The organism is Paraglaciecola sp. (assembly GCF_051252315.1).
In the GTDB taxonomy this organism is placed as follows: Bacteria; Pseudomonadota; Gammaproteobacteria; order Enterobacterales; family Alteromonadaceae; genus Paraglaciecola.
Genome location: NZ_JBPOFP010000007.1, coordinates 48,395 through 63,913, shown reverse-complemented (window position 1 = coordinate 63,913; position 15,519 = coordinate 48,395). Strand labels below are relative to the sequence as shown.

The following is a 15,519-nucleotide window of genomic DNA, read 5'->3' as shown; positions in this document are numbered from 1 at the left end:
AATATACCAAAAGTTACATGAGCAGAAGATGAGCGCAGAGCTGTTTCTTAATGAAGCAACTAAATATTAACTATAGATAGCCGCGAGCTCTTTCACGGCTTTTTTGGCAAGAGGTGTGAGTTCGTTATCATCTTGCTTTGCGTATTCAATGATTTGTTGTTTCATAGACAAGGCCCAAAATTTTTTTAGATGATTGAAGATCAAATCCACAGATTCTGCTTCTGTTTGATGGCTGTTATTATTGGCAATTTGATTAACCATTTTAACTAATTGATTGAGTTGTTCATTCGCCACTTTAATTACCTATTGATGTTTTCTAAAGGGGGATTGTTTAGAGGAATCGGTATAATGCACGTGTTTATTTGGTCTAGCAAAACCTATCAATTTAAGCCGACTTTGCTGGGCTAATGTCACTGCAAAGGCTGTTGGAGCAGAGACTGAAACTAAAACACTTATGCCTACACTGACTGTTTTTTGCACCATCTCGTAACTTGCACGGCTTGATACCAAAACAAAACCTTGGCTTAAGTTAGTGTTGTTTTTATGCAATACACCGATTAATTTGTCGAGGGCATTATGTCGGCCTACATCTTCTTTGGCCAATTGAATGTTGCCATTTAAGTCACACCAAGCGGCACCATGACATGCCCCCGTTAAAGCCTGCAGAGGTTGAAATTGTCCGAGTTGTTTGACTGCAACTTGAACAGCACTATCTGAGACCTCAACACAGGTATTAACCACACAGCTGGGACGAATGGACTGTTGCAAAGATTCTGCGCCGCACAATCCACAACCTGTCCTGCCAGTGAGATTGCGCCTAACCTGTTTTAATTGCGCGAACCGTCTAGCAGAAATCGTTAACAGCACTTCTATGCCGTTACTTTGTTCGATTATTTCAATATCTAAAATTTCAGAAGCTTGTTCAACAATACCTTCAGTCAGACTAAAACCCAGCGCAAAGTCTTCAAAATCTTGTGGGGTAATCATCATCACCACATGAGAAATACCGTTATAAACCAAGGCGACTGGCACTTCTTCAATCAGGTCATCGCTCAGTGTTTTTAACTCATCGTTTTGCCATTTAATGACTTCAAAAGGCTGATTTGAGGCTTGAATATATTGCGTCATAAAATCCGCCTCATCTAATCTACTCTGGCCTTTTTAGCTTCACGGCCTTGCTTAAGTAAACCTTGCTGTTTGGCATTAAATTCAGCAAACTCCTTTTGCCATTGTGAAGGCTGACTGACTTTTTCAATTTGTACTGCTGTAACTTTATATTCTGGGCAGTTTGTCGCCCAATCAGAATTATCAGTGGTGATCACATTAGCGCCACTAGAAGGATGATGAAATGTGGTATACACCACACCCGGCTGCATTCGGTCATTAATCCAAGCTTTTAATACCGTTTGCCCAGAACGACTGGTAATTCCTAACCAATCACCGTTTTGAATGCCGCGCAACTCAGCATCACTAGGATGCACTTCTAGCACATCTTCATCATGCCAGACTTGGTTATCGGTACGGCGAGTTTGTGCTCCCACATTGTATTGCGACAATATGCGTCCTGTTGTGAGCAACAAGGGAAAACGCCTATTACTTTTTTCTTCTGTGGCCAAATAATTTGTTATCGCAAACTTGCCTTTGCCAATAGGAAAATCAACTTCATGCATAGTCGGTGTGCCATCTGGATGTTGTTCGTTACACGGCCATTGAATACTGCCTTGTTGTTCCAGTTTTTCGTAACTCACCCCCGTAAACGAGGGGGTTAAGCTGGCAATTTCATCCATGATTTCAGATGGATGTTGATAATCCATGGGATAACCTAAGGCATTGGCTAAATCGACTGTGACTTGCCAATCTTCTTTGCCGCCTAATGGTGCCATGACTTTACGCACTCGATTTATCCTGCGTTCTGCATTGGTGAAGGTACCGTTTTTTTCTAAAAAGGTAGAGCCTGGTAATAACACGTGGGCAAATTTGGCCGTTTCATTTAAAAAGATATCTTGCACAATAATACAGTCCATTGACTTAAGTGCTTTTTCGACGTGATGGGTATTCGGGTCAGACTGGGCAATGTCCTCACCTTGTATATACATGGCTTTAAATGTGCCAGCTATTGCTGCGTCAAACATGTTGGGAATACGCAATCCAGGTTCGTTATCTAAGGTCACACCCCAACTTTTTTCGAAGTTACCTCTAGCAACATCATCAGCTACGTGCTGATAACCCGGCAATTCGTGAGGAAAAGACCCCATGTCACAAGAACCTTGAACATTGTTTTGACCTCGAAGCGGGTTAACTCCCACACCTTCTCGACCAATATTACCTGTAGCCAAAGCTAGATTAGCAATGCCCATCACCATAGTAGAACCTTGACTATGTTCGGTCACACCTAAACCGTAATAAATAGCGCCATTACCGGCTTTTGCATAGGTACGAGCAGCTTGACGAATATCTTCGGCAGCTACGCCTGTAATACTTTGCATGGCTTCTGGTGAGTTTTCTTCTAGTAAAATAAAGTCGCGCCATTGAGAAAATGCTTGGCTGTCACATCGCGAATCGATAAACGCTTGATCCTGTAAACCTTCTTGCATCACTGTGTGTGCAAGTGCATTAACCAATGCCACATTGGTGCCAGGCTTTAGAGGAAGATGCAAAGGATCATGTAAATGTGGCGTATTCAGCAAATCTATCTTGCGCGGATCTGCCACGATTAATTTGGCACCTTGGCGCAAACGTTTTCGTAACATAGAGCCAAATACTGGATGCGCATCGGTGGGGTTAGCACCTATAACTAAGGCACAATCCGTTTTTTCTATTGAGTCAAAAGTTTGGGTACCTGCAGATTCGCCTAAAGTGGTTTTAAGACCATATCCTGTAGGGCTATGACATACTCGCGCACACGTGTCGGTATTATTATTACCAAAGGCGGCACGGATCAGCTTTTGTACTAAATAGGTTTCTTCGTTGGTACACCGAGATGATGTAATTCCGCCTACACTTTGTTTACCATATTTTTCTTGTGTGGCAAGTAAGCGATTAGCTGAAAACGCAATGGCTTCTTGCCAACTCACCTTACGCCAAGCTTGGTCAATACTGTCGCGGATCATGGGCTCGGTAATGCGGTCTTTGTGGGTGGCATAACCAAAGGCGAAGCGCCCTTTCACACAAGAATGTCCTTGGTTAGCTTGGCCACCTTTATAAGGCACCATACGTACCACTTGGTCGCCTTTCATTTCAGCTTTAAATGAACAACCAACACCGCAATATGCACAGGTTGTTACAACGCTGTGTTCTGGTTGACCCATTTTTTCTATGTTCTTTTCAACTAAGGTCGACGTTGGACATGCTTGCACACAAGCTCCACAAGATACGCAGTCAGACTCTAAAAACGAACCGCCTTGTCCAGCTGCAATTTTGGAGTCAAAACCACGACCTTCAACTGTTAGCGCATAGGTACCTTGTACTTCTTCACACGCTCGTACACATCGCGAACACACAATGCATTTGCTCGAATCAAAAGTGAAATAAGGATTACTGGTATCTTTTTCGGCCTGTAAATGATTTTCACCTTCAAAACCGTAACGCACTTCTCGTAAACCCACTTCACCGGCTACGTCTTGTAACTCACAATCACCATTGGCCGGACAGGTTAAACAATCTAATGGATGGTCAGAAATATACAGTTCCATTATGTTTCGGCGTAACTTAGCTAACGCTTCGTTTTGTGTATTAACTTGCATATCGGCTACTACCGGAGTGGTACAAGATGCAGGGTAACCTCGTCTTCCTTCTATTTGCACAGTACACATACGGCACGAACCAAAAGCTTCGAGATTATCTGATGCACATAATTTAGGAATGTTAATTCCGGCTATACTCGCTGCTCGTAAAACTGAAGTGCCTTCTGGAACGGACACGGTTTTGCCATCAATATTAAGCGTTACCATCACTTTAGATTCACTGACTGGCGTGCCGTAATCTTTGTCGAAATCAATTGATTTAGGATCGAATATTTCTACCATTACTGTTCTCCTGCATTTTGACTTTCAACAGCAAAATGTTTGAACGCACTTTGTACAGGGAAAGGCGTCATACCTCCCATGGCACACAAAGATCCGTGGATCATGGTTTCACATAAATCTTCTAACAATTCAGTGTTTTTCTCGGGGTTAATACCGGCGCGAATTTTATCAATCACTTCAACACCACGAACCGAACCTATACGACAAGGTGTACATTTCCCACACGATTCGGCCACACAAAACTCCATTGAGAAACGAGCTTGTTCGAGCATATCTACAGAGTCATCAAATACCACAATACTGCCGTGTCCCAGTACTGCTTGAATGGCTGAGAAGGATTCATAATCTAATGGAGTGTTCCATTGTTCTATAGGTAGATACGCACCTAAAGGCCCACCTACTTGAATAGCGTGCATAGGCCGGCCGGTAAACGTGCCACCAGCAAACTCTTCAAGCAATTGGTTTAAGCTCGTACCAAAAGCCAGCTCAATTAAACCACCTTGTTTGACATTTCCAGCTAATTGAAATGGCAAGGTCCCTTTTGAACGGCCCATGCCATAGTTGGCGTATGCGGCCGCACCTTTATCTAAAATATAGGGGATCGCCGCTAGTGATAACACATTATTGATCACTGTAGGTTTGCCAAATAGCCCCTCAATGGCAGGTAAAGGAGGTTTAGCCCGAACTAATCCACGTTTACCTTCTAGGCTTTCTAATAGAGACGTCTCTTCACCACAAATGTAAGCCCCAGCACCTAATCTCACTTCTAACTCAAAACATTTACCGCTGGCTTGAATGTCTTGACCTAAGTAATTATTTGCATAGGCGGTTTCGATGGCTTCATTCAAAATTTGATGAGCAATTGGATATTCAGAGCGTAAATAGATGTAACCTTGATTTGCTCCCACGGCTAAACCGGCAATGATCATGCCTTCGATGAGCATAAAGGGGTCGGCTTCCATCACCAGTCTATCGGCAAAAGAACCAGAGTCTCCTTCATCAGCATTACAAACAATATATTTTTGTTCTGAAGGGCAATCAAGTACGGTTTGCCATTTAATCCCCGTTGGAAACGCTGCGCCACCTCTGCCTCGTAATCCAGAATCAGTTACAGCTGACACAATTTCTTGAGGTGTGTTGTTTAATGCTTTTTGTAAACCTTTAAATCCGTCATGGGCTGCATAATCATCCAGGCTCACTGGGTCAATCACACCAGCACGTGCAAAGGTTAATCTTTGCTGTTTGGCTAAATAGGGGATCTCTTCGGTTAAACCTAAGTGCAATTTGTGTTCAGATTTGCCTAAATGAAAACCGGCATCAAAAAGTGCACCTACATCCTCTAAACAAACTTTACCAAACCCCACTCTGCCCAGTGGTGTTTGTACTTCCACCAGAGGTTCTAACCAGAATAATCCCCGTGAACCATTGCGAATAATATGAATATCTAAGTTACGTTGCAGGGCTTCTTTTTCAATCAACAGGGCGACTTTATCTGCGTTATTCGCAAGTGCAGCTGTGTCTCGTGGAATATAAATATTGTAAGTCATTAGGTTAATTCCACGAGGTAAGTTGTTTGTTGTGACTTTAAGGCATCAAATTTGTCTGCCGTAACCTCGGCTTCAAGTTTGTCGTTGATTTGAATATTAGGCCCGTTGGTGCAATTACCTAAACAATACACAGGCTCTAAGGTGAATTCTTGGTCACGAGTTGTACCGTGATAATCAATATTCAGAGAATTTTTAATATGCGATTCCAGTTGGCGGGAGCCTCTAGCTTGGCAGGCTTCTGCCCGGCACACTTGAATAACATGATTGCCGGATGGTGTGGTACGAAAGTGATGGTAAAAACTAATCACACCATGGATTTCTGCAGAAGTTTGCTGAAGTGCTTTGGCTATCATAGGTACCGACTCTTTAGGTATATAACCTAGTTGGTCTTGGATTTTATGCAAAATAGGCAAGAGTGCACCGGGCTTATCTTTAAGCTCATCGATTGCAAGTTGTACATCTTGAGGATCCCAATGTGTTGGCTTATTCATTTTTTATCCGCTATAACTCAAGTAAACCCAATATATGTAAAAAATTACATATATCTATTCTAGTGATCGATTAAGAAACTAAGATAACATGGCCACACCTGACGACAAATATGAAACAAAATGCATATTAACAAGCTAAAAATTCAACCTAACTGGACATTTACTGATGAGCAAGGCAATGCACTCCCTGCTATTTTATTTGATTTATTAGCCGAGATTAAGCAAACCAATAAATTGACCATGGCAGCTAAAAATGTCGCCATGTCTTATCGTAGCGCTTGGAATTTACTGACTAAATCATCTGACATGTTCGGAACTCCTCTGGTGGATAAACATAGAGGACGAGGCGCAAAACTGAGTCCTTTAGGTGAAAAATTGCTTTGGTCAAAACACAGAGTTGCAGCTCGATTAGGACCTCAATTAGACAATTTAACTTCTGAATTGAATATTGAGATCCAAAAAGTATTAGCTGACGTGAGCCCTTCTATTCGTATATACGGAAGTCATGGTTATGCAGTGGCTTTATTGTCTGATTTAGCTGAAGAATATAAATTAGATATCCAATATAAAAGCATTGAAGAATCCTTGTCAGCGCTTCGAAGGGGGGATTGTGACTTAGCTGGATTTGACGTGCCAACTGAATACGTCAGTGACAATATGAAAACATTGTTCAGGCAATATTTGGATCCAGAAGAACATGTAATAATTAGTTTTGTACTTCGCCAACAAGGTTTGATAGTGCAAACTGCTAACCCTAAAAACATCCGTTCGATTAGCGATTTAAGCCGTGACGATATTACCTTCATCAATCGTCATAGAGAATCCGGCACCCGTTCTTTATTAGACGAATTATTAAGAATTGAAAATATCCCTTCAAATTCTATCACCGGATACGCTGATGAAGAATATACACATTCAGCTGTGGCCGCGTTTATCGCTTCAGGTATGGCCGACGTGGGCCTAGGCATTGAGGCAGCAGCAGAGAATTTTGGACTAGATTTTATACCTGTTACCTCAGAACATTATTTGTTAGCTTGCCGTAAACAAGTTGTTGAACAGAAATCTGTCGAACAATTATTAAACAATATCCGCCAACCAAGCTTTATAGACAAAATACATTTGTTACCCGGATACACCCCTGAAACCTGCGGAAACATTAGGCAGGTGTCAGATATGTTTAGCTGGCTTTAGGCCCAATATAAAAAACAGACTGGATTATTTATGCCAATTTTGGCAGTCTATAGAAAATTTATATAAGTAATCTATTTGAGTATTTTATTAATATTTAGTTAATTAATTGGTGCTCTTAGGTACAAGTGTCTTTATACTAGACAGATTCGTTTTAACCTTATTTGGCGATTTTTAAGAATGAAAAGAAAAAAGCACGGCTCTGCTGACGACGAAGCAGCAATTGATATGACCCCCATGTTGGACATAGTGTTCATCATGCTTATATTCTTTATTGTGACAACCTCTTTTGTGAAAGAAAAAGGTCTTGAAGTTAATCGTCCTAAAGATTCAAACACTCCACCACCTCCTACTAACGTTAAGTCGTTAGCTATACGAGTCAACGAAGATGGCACTATTGTTGTAAATGGTCGTGAAGTTGATATTCGCCGCGTTGAAGCCAATATTCAAAGTTTCTTAGCTGAAAATGCACAAGAATCAGCGGCAGTTCAGGCTCACCCTAAAGCAAAACATGGTGATGTGACTGAAGTTATCAATGAAGTGAAAAAAGCAGGTATAAGAAACGTATCGGTATTAGTCGGTAAGTAACTTTACAAAATTAAAAAACGCCGCACTCTTAGGAGTGCGGCGTTTTTGTTTGTATAGGTTTTAATTAAACTCGCTACAATTATTCAATATCTAAAGGTTCAGGCGATAAAATAATACCTGTGCTATCCGCGTATAAATGATCTTCTGGCAAAAATGTCACTCCACCAAAATTAACGGCTACATCAAGCTCGCCGGTTTCTTGATCATCTGCGCTGACAGGAATTGACGCTATCCCATGAATGCCAATATTAATTTCTTCTAAGTCGTCAACTTCTCTAACGCTGCCGTATACCACTATGCCTTCCCAACCATTATCGAAAGCTATTTGGGCAGCAGTGGCATCAATTAGGGCACAACGCATAGAACCGCCACCGTCAATGAGTAACACTTTACCTAAGCCGGGTTGCTCTAAGGTTTTTAAAACTAACCCCTTATCTTCAAAACACTTAATTGTAGTGATTTCACCACCATAAGAAGGACGACCACCAAAACTAACAAACATAGGTTCAACGACGTCAACACTGTCAGCAAAAATATCGCAAAGAGTAGAAGTATTGTAATCCATGTATTTATCCTTAAGGGTTTGATTAGAGAATCTTATTACAGGCTCATATAGCTCAGTGTAAACCTATTTTAATTAAAGATCAGGTTGATTCTGTTAAGTCAAAACTAGCAATTTAACAAATGTATAAGAAAAGCTCTGGGTCGCACAATGACTAAAACCTATTCCTGACTTGAACATACTCCTTATTTATTACATTAGTTATTTCATATTGCATAAAATAATGTGTTGTCGCCCCTGCAACGCTTTGCATTTGGACAAGGTAATGACATGATTAGGCTATATTTATTTAGGCTATTATTGTTATGCGTCATTCATTCAAATCTCAAACACTTTCCCTAGTGTTATTCAGTCTTGTTTTATTATGTTCTTGCGGACAAAAACGAGCTTTATACTTGCCTGAAGAGCCAACGACGAATCAGCCTACGAAAGAAACTAAAGAATCAACCGAATCAGAGGGGAAAAACTGATATGGACTATTTTGCTTATAAAAATGAACAGCTTTTTGCTGAAAATGTCGCCCTTGAAGATATCGCTAAAAAATTCGGTACGCCGTGTTATGTGTATTCTAAATCAACTATAGAACGTCATTGGCGCGCATTTGATAATGCAGCCGGTAGCCAACCACACTTAATTTGTTATGCAGTAAAAGCCAACTCCAATCTAGCCGTACTCAATGTGATGGCCAAATTAGGTTCAGGTTTTGACATCGTTTCTGGTGGTGAACTATCACGGGTACTTAAGGCCGGCGGCGATCCAAGTAAAGTTGTATTTTCGGGTGTAGGTAAAACAGCTGAAGAAATCGAATTTGGTCTAGAACAAGGCATTAAGTGTTTTAACGTTGAGTCTCGCAGTGAATTAGCCAGAATTAATCAAGTTGCTGAAAAGTTAGGTAAAAAAGCGCCTATCTCAATTCGGGTTAATCCAGATGTAGATGCAAAAACCCATCCTTACATCTCTACTGGCTTAAAAGATAATAAATTTGGTGTTGAGCGAGAGCAGGCCTTAGAAATTTATCAATATGCTAGTAGTTTTGCATTTTTAGATGTAGTGGGAATTGATTGTCATATTGGTTCTCAATTGACTGACATTGCGCCTTTTGTTGATGCACTCGACATTCTATTAGCCCTTATCGACGAATTAGCTGAAAACGGTATTCATATTAAACATCTAGATGTAGGTGGTGGTTTAGGTGTGACCTATGATGACGAGCAGCCTCCTCATCCCGATCAATACACTCAAGCCATTGCCCAACGTTTAGCGGGCAGAGAAGAGTTAATGGTTATCTTTGAACCTGGTAGAGCGATTATGGCAAATGCCGGGGTTTTATTAACTAAAGTAGAATTCTTAAAGCAAGGTGCTGAGAAAAACTTTGCCATCATTGATGCTGCTATGAATGATTTACTCCGCCCAGCGCTTTATTCGGCTTGGCAAAACATCATTCCACTTAACGCCGCTTTACCACGTGAAAAAGCGGTTTATGACATAGTTGGACCAATATGTGAGACGGGTGATTTCTTAGGTAAAAACCGAGAATTAGCCATTGCACCAGATGATTATTTAGCGGTACGTAGTGCAGGCGCTTACGGGTTTGCTATGGCGTCTAACTATAATAGCAGATGCCGAGCCGCTGAAATTTTAGTAGACGATGAAACAAGTCATCTAGTCAGAAAACGTGAAACCGTTGAGCAATTATTTGAGAATGAATCGATTCCAGAGTAAATTTACTCAAAACTTACAATTAATTGTTAACTAAATGTATTAAGCCGCTATAAACCTAGCGGCTTTTTATTTACACTTATACCAATTGATTTATATATTTTGTTGGGAATTTAAATATGAAAAAAACGATAAGTTCGCTCGTTGCTTTAGTGTTAGCTTTTAACGTCACAGCTGCCGACAAGCAAGTCACACCCAAAAACACTGAGGTGTTTCCATTTTTTATGCCTGACGAAAAACCAAATATACCGCTAAGTTCCTCGGCGGCTCGCAACTATGATAATTATTTAGCTAACCGCCAAGAAAACAACGAACTTTATACTCAGTTCAAATATACAAAATTAAAAGGGTTTGACTATAACGACGATGACGGCACCATTTCTCGCAGAGATCCTTCAAAAATCATTTTTGAAAATGGCAAATACTACGTCTGGTATACCTATCGAAACACCCCTACACCGCCCAAAGGAGCAGCTTTAAGCAGTGACACCATACCCTCTGCAGACTGGGATTTGTCAGAAATTTGGTATGCCACATCAGAAGATGGCTTCACTTGGCAAGAGCAAGGTGTAGCGGTACCTAGACCACCGAAACCAAATGTCGGATGGCGCTCTGTTTCCACCACTGACATTTTGAAATGGAAGGGTAAATATTATTTATATTATCAAGGCTTTATGCAAGCCAGTGGTAAACGTGGCGATGATTGCCCGGTTGCCGTTTCTTATTCAGATTCTCCTGATGGCCCTTGGACACCATTGAACAAGGTTGTTATTCCTAATGGCGCTCCTGGAGAGTGGGACCAATATTCGATACATGACCCATATCCACTTGTGCATAACGGCAAAATATACCTTTATTATAAATCTGATTTTGCCAAACAGGACAAACGCCGAGGGTTAGTTAGAATGCACGGATTAGCGATTGCTGATAATCCACTTGGCCCATTCAAAAAACACGCATTAAACCCCGTGTTAGCAGCAGGCCATGAAACCACCTTATTTCCATTTAAAAAAGGGGTAGCCGCTTTTGCTATTCGTGATGGAAACGAGCGCAATACCATCCAATATGCCGAAGATTGGGTTAACTTCGAAATTGCCTCGATTGTCGAAATGATGCCGGTAGCAGCCGGCCCCTATGTGCCAGATGCTTTTACTGATACTACAGACGGAAGAGGGATCACTTGGGGCTTGTCACATTTTACTGGCGTGAATGGCTGGGACAAAAACCACTCTAACTTAGTTCGTTTTGACGTGGACTTGAGCCTAGACGTAGACGATAGAAAAATGAAACGACACAGCATTAAGTTTTCACCAGAACAACATTATCAACATGGGTTATCTAAAGCTCAAAAGGCTAGGGCCTTAGCTGAAACTAAAAAACTTAAAAAGTTGTCTCAATAGTAAACGATATAATCATGTCCGAATTGGGCATTGAAATGGCTCACTCGCAATAGGTTGTACTGTAGGATTACCTCTAATTAAGTGGAGGACTTTATATGCTGCAGATACGACCTAATTGTGAAATATGTGACGCAGACTTAGCTGCGGATTCTACAGACGCCCTTATTTGTTCCTATGAATGCACCTATTGCAAAAATTGCGTAGAAAAATTACTAGGTAATTCCTGTCCAAATTGTGGTGGTGATCTTTGTCAACGCCCAATAAGGCCGCTTAAAGAATATAGAGCCGGTGTAAGTTTACTGTTACAACCTGCTTCTAAACAAAGAGTCCATTCAAAATATAACCCAGCAGAGATCGTTGCCTTTTGCGCCTCACTCCAACACATCCCTCCTTATAAAAGATAGGCACTTAATTACGATTACTTTTAGTTTATTCGATGACGAAATATTTATCGTATAGCAAGGCGGATTTTCGTGCGCAATAACTGGCTATTATTAAAAAATCCAACGCCGCTAGGCGCAAAAAAGCGTTATTGAGAGGCTCGGCTTATGCTGAGCTCAGGTTACTTAGAAGGCATTTCCTTAAAGTTACACTTTTATGACGCTAACCCTTAACAAATTCATAGTCAGTATTGGCATGAAATGATATAACTAGAAGCAGAATATCTAATCTGTGAGAAGTCATAGGGTTAGACAATAATTTTAGTTAAGTAGTGACAATGCAAATCCAGTTTTCAAAGATGCAGGGTCTAGGTAATGATTTTGTGGTTATCGATAACGTAACCCAAAATGTATTTTTTTCTAAAGAAAAAATACGCCAATTATCAGATCGAAATTTTGGTATCGGATTCGATCAGCTTTTGTTGGTCGAGCCTCCGTACGACCCCGATCAAGATTTTCATTATCGAATATTTAATGCGGACGGTTCAGAAGTATCACAATGCGGTAACGGAGCACGATGTTTTGCTCGATTTGTGAAGATGAAAGGCTTAACCAACAGAAATAAAATAGTGGTTAGCACTAAAGCCGGCCGTATGGTTTTATATTTGGAAAAAGATGGCCAAGTTACCGTAAACATGGGTGTGCCACAATTTGCACCCAACTTGGTACCTTTAAAAGCAAACAAACAAGAAAAGACTTACATCATTCGAGCGGATGATCACACCTTCTTTTGTGGCGCAGTATCAATGGGCAACCCTCATTGCGTTCTATTAGTTGAAAACGTCGAACAAGCAGACGTATTAACTATGGGGCCTTTGTTAGAGCAACATGAAAGGTTTACCGAAGGCGTAAATGTTGGCTTTATGCAAATCCTCAACCCTAGCCATATTAAACTAAGGGTATATGAACGAGGAGCCGGAGAAACCTTAGCCTGTGGCAGTGGTGCATGTGCAGCAGTGGCAGTTGGCCAATTGCAAAATAAATTGAGTAGAGATGTAAGAGTAGATTTACCTGGCGGAAGTTTAAAAATACGTTGGCAAGGCAAGGATAATGTATTAAAAATGACAGGCGCCGCGGAACATATTTTTGATGGATATATAAACTTATGAGCAAAGGGTTAAAATAATAATAATATGGAAATAAACACTGCTTTAGAAACCGAAGAACAGCTAAGTGCTGAACAGGTTGCTCAATTTTTAATGTCGAACCCAGATTTTTTTGCTCAACACCCTAACTTAGTAGCAAAAATAAATATTCCTCATGCTCAAAAAGGCAGTGTTTCTTTAGTCGAATTGCAAAGCGAACAACTACGTAAAAAAGTTCGAACCCTCAACCATAAACTAAGCCAACTTATTTCCATCGCCAAACAAAATGAACAAATTTATCGGGTATACGCAGATTTAAATATACGCATTTTAAAATGCACTTCTATGGAAGATTTAATTTTAATTCTTGAAGAAGTGATTCAAGAAAACTTAAAGTTAGCTTCTGTCGTTTTAGTGCCATTTAAAGGCGCTCATGCCTTGCCAGAAATTCAAAAAAGGTTGTTTATAGAAAAACGTTTTAAGCGAGATAAGTTCTTTTTTGGTCGTTTAAGTGAGCATGAACGTAAACTACTTTTTGCTGATCAAGATGTTAAATCAGTAGCACTTTTATTAATTGGTGACTTGGGAGAATTAGGCATACTCGCGATTGGAAGTACTGATGCAGGTCACTTCAATCCTGATATGGACACCTTACTCATTTCACAGTTGCAACAGTTTATGGGCATATTGTTACCTAAATTACTGACCTACTAGTTTTAAACAAGGCCCCGTCATAAAGAACTATGACCAAGTGAAGCTCAATAGGAGTAATTCTTAGACTATCCTTGAGCTCACACAAGATCGGGGCATTAATACCAATCATGATATTTTATAAAAAACTCAAACCTATTAAAGCCATGACCTTCGACTTGGATGACACTTTATATGAAAACACCAGTGTCATACAAAAAGCGAGTTCTGCATTAACTCAGTTCATGCATGCCAAATACCCCGATACTATCAACCTAAAAAAAGATTATTGGATTAAGCTTCAGCAACAAATATTAGCCCATTCACCTATATTAAAAAGTGATATGAGTAAGCTTCGCCAACAAACCTTGGAGTTAGGGTTTCATAATTTAGGTTACAGCCAATCAGAAATTAAAAATGCGGCAGATAAGTGTTTTAACTATTTTTATTTTCAGCGAAGTCATTTTACTGTGAGTGAAAATGTACATACGGTTTTAAGCGCATTAAGCAATAAAATACCACTGGTGGCTATCACTAACGGTAACGTAGATTTAAAAAGAATTGGTATAGAGGCTTATTTTAAACAGTCTTACAGAGCCAGCGTGGATTTATTAATGAAACCCAATCCAGCGATGTTTAATGAGGCCCAAGCTTACTTAAGGCTTCCCACAAACAACATCTTACATATTGGTGATAACTTACATAAAGATGTTTTTGGCGCGTTAAAAGCGGGTTACCAAACCGCATGGTATGCCGATGATAGAACCATGTTATTGAATCAAGAACGCACCTTGTGCTTGCCTCACCTGCAGTTAAGCCAACTCAACCAATTATTAGATTTAGTCTTCTAATATATTTTGTTGCATGGTTTCACAAGGACTTTGACAGGTAGGTTTACCGACAATTTTTGCAGGTATACCCGCAACGGTAACATGTGCCGGCACGTCTCGTAACACCACACTACCAGCACCAATTTTTGCGCCTTCACCTATGGTGATGTTCCCCAATATTTTTGCACCTGCTCCTATCATCACGCCTTCACAAATTTTAGGATGGCGATCGCCAGCTTCGTTCCCTGTACCACCTAAGGTAACGGATTGCATAATAGAAACGTTGTTTTCAATCACAGCGGTTTCGCCTACAACAATGCCAGTAGCATGATCAAACATCACCCCCTGGCCTATATGAGCAGCGGGATGAATATCTAATGCAAACACTTCTGAATTTCGGCTCTGTAAAAATAAAGCTAAATCGTTTCTACCGAGTTTCCATAATTGATTTGCTAGCCGATGTACTTGAATAGCTTGAAACCCTTTAAAATTGAGCAGCACTGTTAAGTTAGTTTGTACAGCCGGATCTCGATGAAATACCGCCTCGATATCAAACATAGCAGCGTCAGCAATTTCAGGGTGTAATAAGTAACACTGTTCAAACATTTCTTTTATGGTCAACGACCCCATCACTTCGTCAGCCAATTTATTAGATAATATAAAACCTAACGCAGTTTCAAAATTATGATGAGATAGTATGCAAGTATGAACATAACTTGATAGTAAAGGCTCACTTTTAACAAGCTGCTTAGCTTCTGTTTTTAGTTGTTTCCAAAATTCAATGCTCATAACCAGCCACTTAAAGGAGTTAATATTTGTATGCTAAATGTATTTTGAGGGTTTCTAGTAAAAATAAAAGGTAAATAAACACATTTCTTATATTTTAGTTTCTCTCAAACACTCAGGCATAGACCCAATATCTGCTGGATTACTTTCAATGGTGTATTTAAATAC

The 15,519-nt window shown here is 40.2% G+C and carries 16 protein-coding genes; 9 read left to right on the top strand and 7 right to left on the bottom strand.

Annotation, left to right across the window (positions count from 1 at the left end; all coding sequences use genetic code 11):
- Positions 1 to 66: 66 nt before the first annotated feature.
- From ACSHXM_RS02445 to ACSHXM_RS02425, 5 genes are read right to left on the bottom strand one after another with little or no spacing between them, the layout of a single operon-like run.
- Positions 67 to 294 (bottom strand): formate dehydrogenase subunit delta, encoded by a 228-nt coding sequence (locus ACSHXM_RS02445; protein ID WP_435687135.1) that lies wholly within the window; start codon positions 292 to 294, stop codon positions 67 to 69.
- 9 nt (positions 295 to 303) lie between these two features.
- Positions 304 to 1,128, bottom strand: coding sequence for a formate dehydrogenase accessory sulfurtransferase FdhD (gene fdhD, locus ACSHXM_RS02440; RefSeq protein ID WP_435687134.1), 825 nt, complete (start codon positions 1,126 to 1,128; stop codon positions 304 to 306).
- Between the two features lie 14 nt (positions 1,129 to 1,142).
- The gene (gene fdhF / locus ACSHXM_RS02435) at positions 1,143 to 4,025 is read right to left on the bottom strand and encodes a formate dehydrogenase subunit alpha (RefSeq protein WP_435687133.1); all 2,883 of its coding nucleotides are present in this window, start codon (positions 4,023 to 4,025) and stop codon (positions 1,143 to 1,145) included.
- Positions 4,025 to 5,572: a formate dehydrogenase beta subunit gene (locus ACSHXM_RS02430; protein WP_435687132.1), complete on the bottom strand. Its 1,548-nt coding sequence runs from the start codon at positions 5,570 to 5,572 to the stop codon at positions 4,025 to 4,027. The genes fdhF and ACSHXM_RS02430 overlap by 1 nt, the downstream gene beginning before the upstream one ends.
- Positions 5,572 to 6,063: a formate dehydrogenase subunit gamma gene (locus tag ACSHXM_RS02425; RefSeq protein ID WP_435687131.1), complete on the bottom strand. Its 492-nt coding sequence runs from the start codon at positions 6,061 to 6,063 to the stop codon at positions 5,572 to 5,574. Before ACSHXM_RS02425 ends, ACSHXM_RS02430 begins: the two co-directional genes overlap by 1 nt.
- 120 nt (positions 6,064 to 6,183) lie before the next feature.
- Between ACSHXM_RS02425 and ACSHXM_RS02420 the strand changes: the two genes are divergently transcribed.
- Together ACSHXM_RS02420 and ACSHXM_RS02415 are read left to right on the top strand one after the other, a co-directional pair.
- The gene (locus ACSHXM_RS02420; RefSeq protein ID WP_435687130.1) at positions 6,184 to 7,254 is read left to right on the top strand and encodes a substrate-binding domain-containing protein; all 1,071 of its coding nucleotides are present in this window, start codon (positions 6,184 to 6,186) and stop codon (positions 7,252 to 7,254) included.
- A gap of 177 nt (positions 7,255 to 7,431) precedes the next feature.
- Complete coding sequence (locus tag ACSHXM_RS02415; protein ID WP_435687129.1) at positions 7,432 to 7,839, top strand: ExbD/TolR family protein; 408 nt, start codon at positions 7,432 to 7,434, stop codon at positions 7,837 to 7,839.
- A gap of 79 nt (positions 7,840 to 7,918) precedes the next feature.
- On the opposite strand, the gene rraA is transcribed toward ACSHXM_RS02415, so the two are convergent.
- Positions 7,919 to 8,404 (bottom strand): ribonuclease E activity regulator RraA, encoded by a 486-nt coding sequence (rraA, locus tag ACSHXM_RS02410; RefSeq protein ID WP_435687128.1) that lies wholly within the window; start codon positions 8,402 to 8,404, stop codon positions 7,919 to 7,921.
- A 302-nt stretch (positions 8,405 to 8,706) separates the two neighbouring features.
- On the opposite strand from rraA, the gene lptM reads away from it, so the two are divergent.
- The 7 genes from lptM (at position 8,707) to ACSHXM_RS02375 (ending at position 14,586) form a co-directional block, all read left to right on the top strand.
- Entirely contained in the window at positions 8,707 to 8,871 is a 165-nt protein-coding gene (gene lptM, locus ACSHXM_RS02405) for an LPS translocon maturation chaperone LptM (RefSeq protein WP_435687127.1), read from the top strand.
- A 1-nt stretch (position 8,872) separates the two neighbouring features.
- Positions 8,873 to 10,123, top strand: a complete 1,251-nt coding sequence (gene lysA, locus ACSHXM_RS02400; protein ID WP_435687126.1) for a diaminopimelate decarboxylase — start codon at positions 8,873 to 8,875, stop codon at positions 10,121 to 10,123.
- Positions 10,124 to 10,239: 116 nt separating this feature from the next.
- The gene (locus ACSHXM_RS02395) at positions 10,240 to 11,520 is read left to right on the top strand and encodes a glycoside hydrolase family 117 protein (protein ID WP_435687125.1); all 1,281 of its coding nucleotides are present in this window, start codon (positions 10,240 to 10,242) and stop codon (positions 11,518 to 11,520) included.
- Between the two features lie 95 nt (positions 11,521 to 11,615).
- Positions 11,616 to 11,924, top strand: coding sequence for a DUF1272 domain-containing protein (locus tag ACSHXM_RS02390; protein WP_435687124.1), 309 nt, complete (start codon positions 11,616 to 11,618; stop codon positions 11,922 to 11,924).
- A 314-nt stretch (positions 11,925 to 12,238) separates the two neighbouring features.
- Positions 12,239 to 13,069 carry a diaminopimelate epimerase gene (gene dapF / locus ACSHXM_RS02385; protein ID WP_435687123.1) on the top strand — a complete coding sequence of 277 codons (831 nt, stop codon included), beginning with the start codon at positions 12,239 to 12,241 and terminating at the stop codon, positions 13,067 to 13,069.
- Between the two features lie 24 nt (positions 13,070 to 13,093).
- Positions 13,094 to 13,759, top strand: a complete 666-nt coding sequence (locus tag ACSHXM_RS02380) for a DUF484 family protein (protein ID WP_435687122.1) — start codon at positions 13,094 to 13,096, stop codon at positions 13,757 to 13,759.
- 107 nt (positions 13,760 to 13,866) lie between these two features.
- Positions 13,867 to 14,586: an HAD-IA family hydrolase gene (locus ACSHXM_RS02375; protein ID WP_435687121.1), complete on the top strand. Its 720-nt coding sequence runs from the start codon at positions 13,867 to 13,869 to the stop codon at positions 14,584 to 14,586.
- On the opposite strand, the gene cysE is transcribed toward ACSHXM_RS02375, so the two are convergent.
- Positions 14,575 to 15,354 (bottom strand): serine O-acetyltransferase, encoded by a 780-nt coding sequence (gene cysE / locus ACSHXM_RS02370; RefSeq protein WP_435687120.1) that lies wholly within the window; start codon positions 15,352 to 15,354, stop codon positions 14,575 to 14,577. The genes ACSHXM_RS02375 and cysE overlap by 12 nt on opposite strands.
- Positions 15,355 to 15,519: the final 165 nt, after the last annotated feature.

Bases quoted from the DNA above. Each gene is read 5' to 3' on its own strand.
- fdhD (WP_435687134.1), bottom strand. From the start codon at position 1,128: ATGACGCAATATATTCAAGCCTCAAATCAGCCTTTTGAAGTCATTAAA.
- fdhF (WP_435687133.1), bottom strand. From the start codon at position 4,025: ATGGTAGAAATATTCGATCCTAAATCAATTGATTTCGACAAAGATTAC.
- ACSHXM_RS02430 (WP_435687132.1), bottom strand. From the start codon at position 5,572: ATGACTTACAATATTTATATTCCACGAGACACAGCTGCACTTGCGAAT.
- ACSHXM_RS02425 (WP_435687131.1), bottom strand. From the start codon at position 6,063: ATGAATAAGCCAACACATTGGGATCCTCAAGATGTACAACTTGCAATC.
- ACSHXM_RS02420 (WP_435687130.1), top strand. From the start codon at position 6,184: ATGCATATTAACAAGCTAAAAATTCAACCTAACTGGACATTTACTGAT.
- ACSHXM_RS02415 (WP_435687129.1), top strand. From the start codon at position 7,432: ATGAAAAGAAAAAAGCACGGCTCTGCTGACGACGAAGCAGCAATTGAT.
- rraA (WP_435687128.1), bottom strand. From the start codon at position 8,404: ATGGATTACAATACTTCTACTCTTTGCGATATTTTTGCTGACAGTGTT.
- lptM (WP_435687127.1), top strand. From the start codon at position 8,707: ATGCGTCATTCATTCAAATCTCAAACACTTTCCCTAGTGTTATTCAGT.
- lysA (WP_435687126.1), top strand. From the start codon at position 8,873: ATGGACTATTTTGCTTATAAAAATGAACAGCTTTTTGCTGAAAATGTC.
- ACSHXM_RS02395 (WP_435687125.1), top strand. From the start codon at position 10,240: ATGAAAAAAACGATAAGTTCGCTCGTTGCTTTAGTGTTAGCTTTTAAC.
- ACSHXM_RS02390 (WP_435687124.1), top strand. From the start codon at position 11,616: ATGCTGCAGATACGACCTAATTGTGAAATATGTGACGCAGACTTAGCT.
- dapF (WP_435687123.1), top strand. From the start codon at position 12,239: ATGCAAATCCAGTTTTCAAAGATGCAGGGTCTAGGTAATGATTTTGTG.
- ACSHXM_RS02380 (WP_435687122.1), top strand. From the start codon at position 13,094: ATGGAAATAAACACTGCTTTAGAAACCGAAGAACAGCTAAGTGCTGAA.
- ACSHXM_RS02375 (WP_435687121.1), top strand. From the start codon at position 13,867: ATGATATTTTATAAAAAACTCAAACCTATTAAAGCCATGACCTTCGAC.
- cysE (WP_435687120.1), bottom strand. From the start codon at position 15,354: ATGAGCATTGAATTTTGGAAACAACTAAAAACAGAAGCTAAGCAGCTT.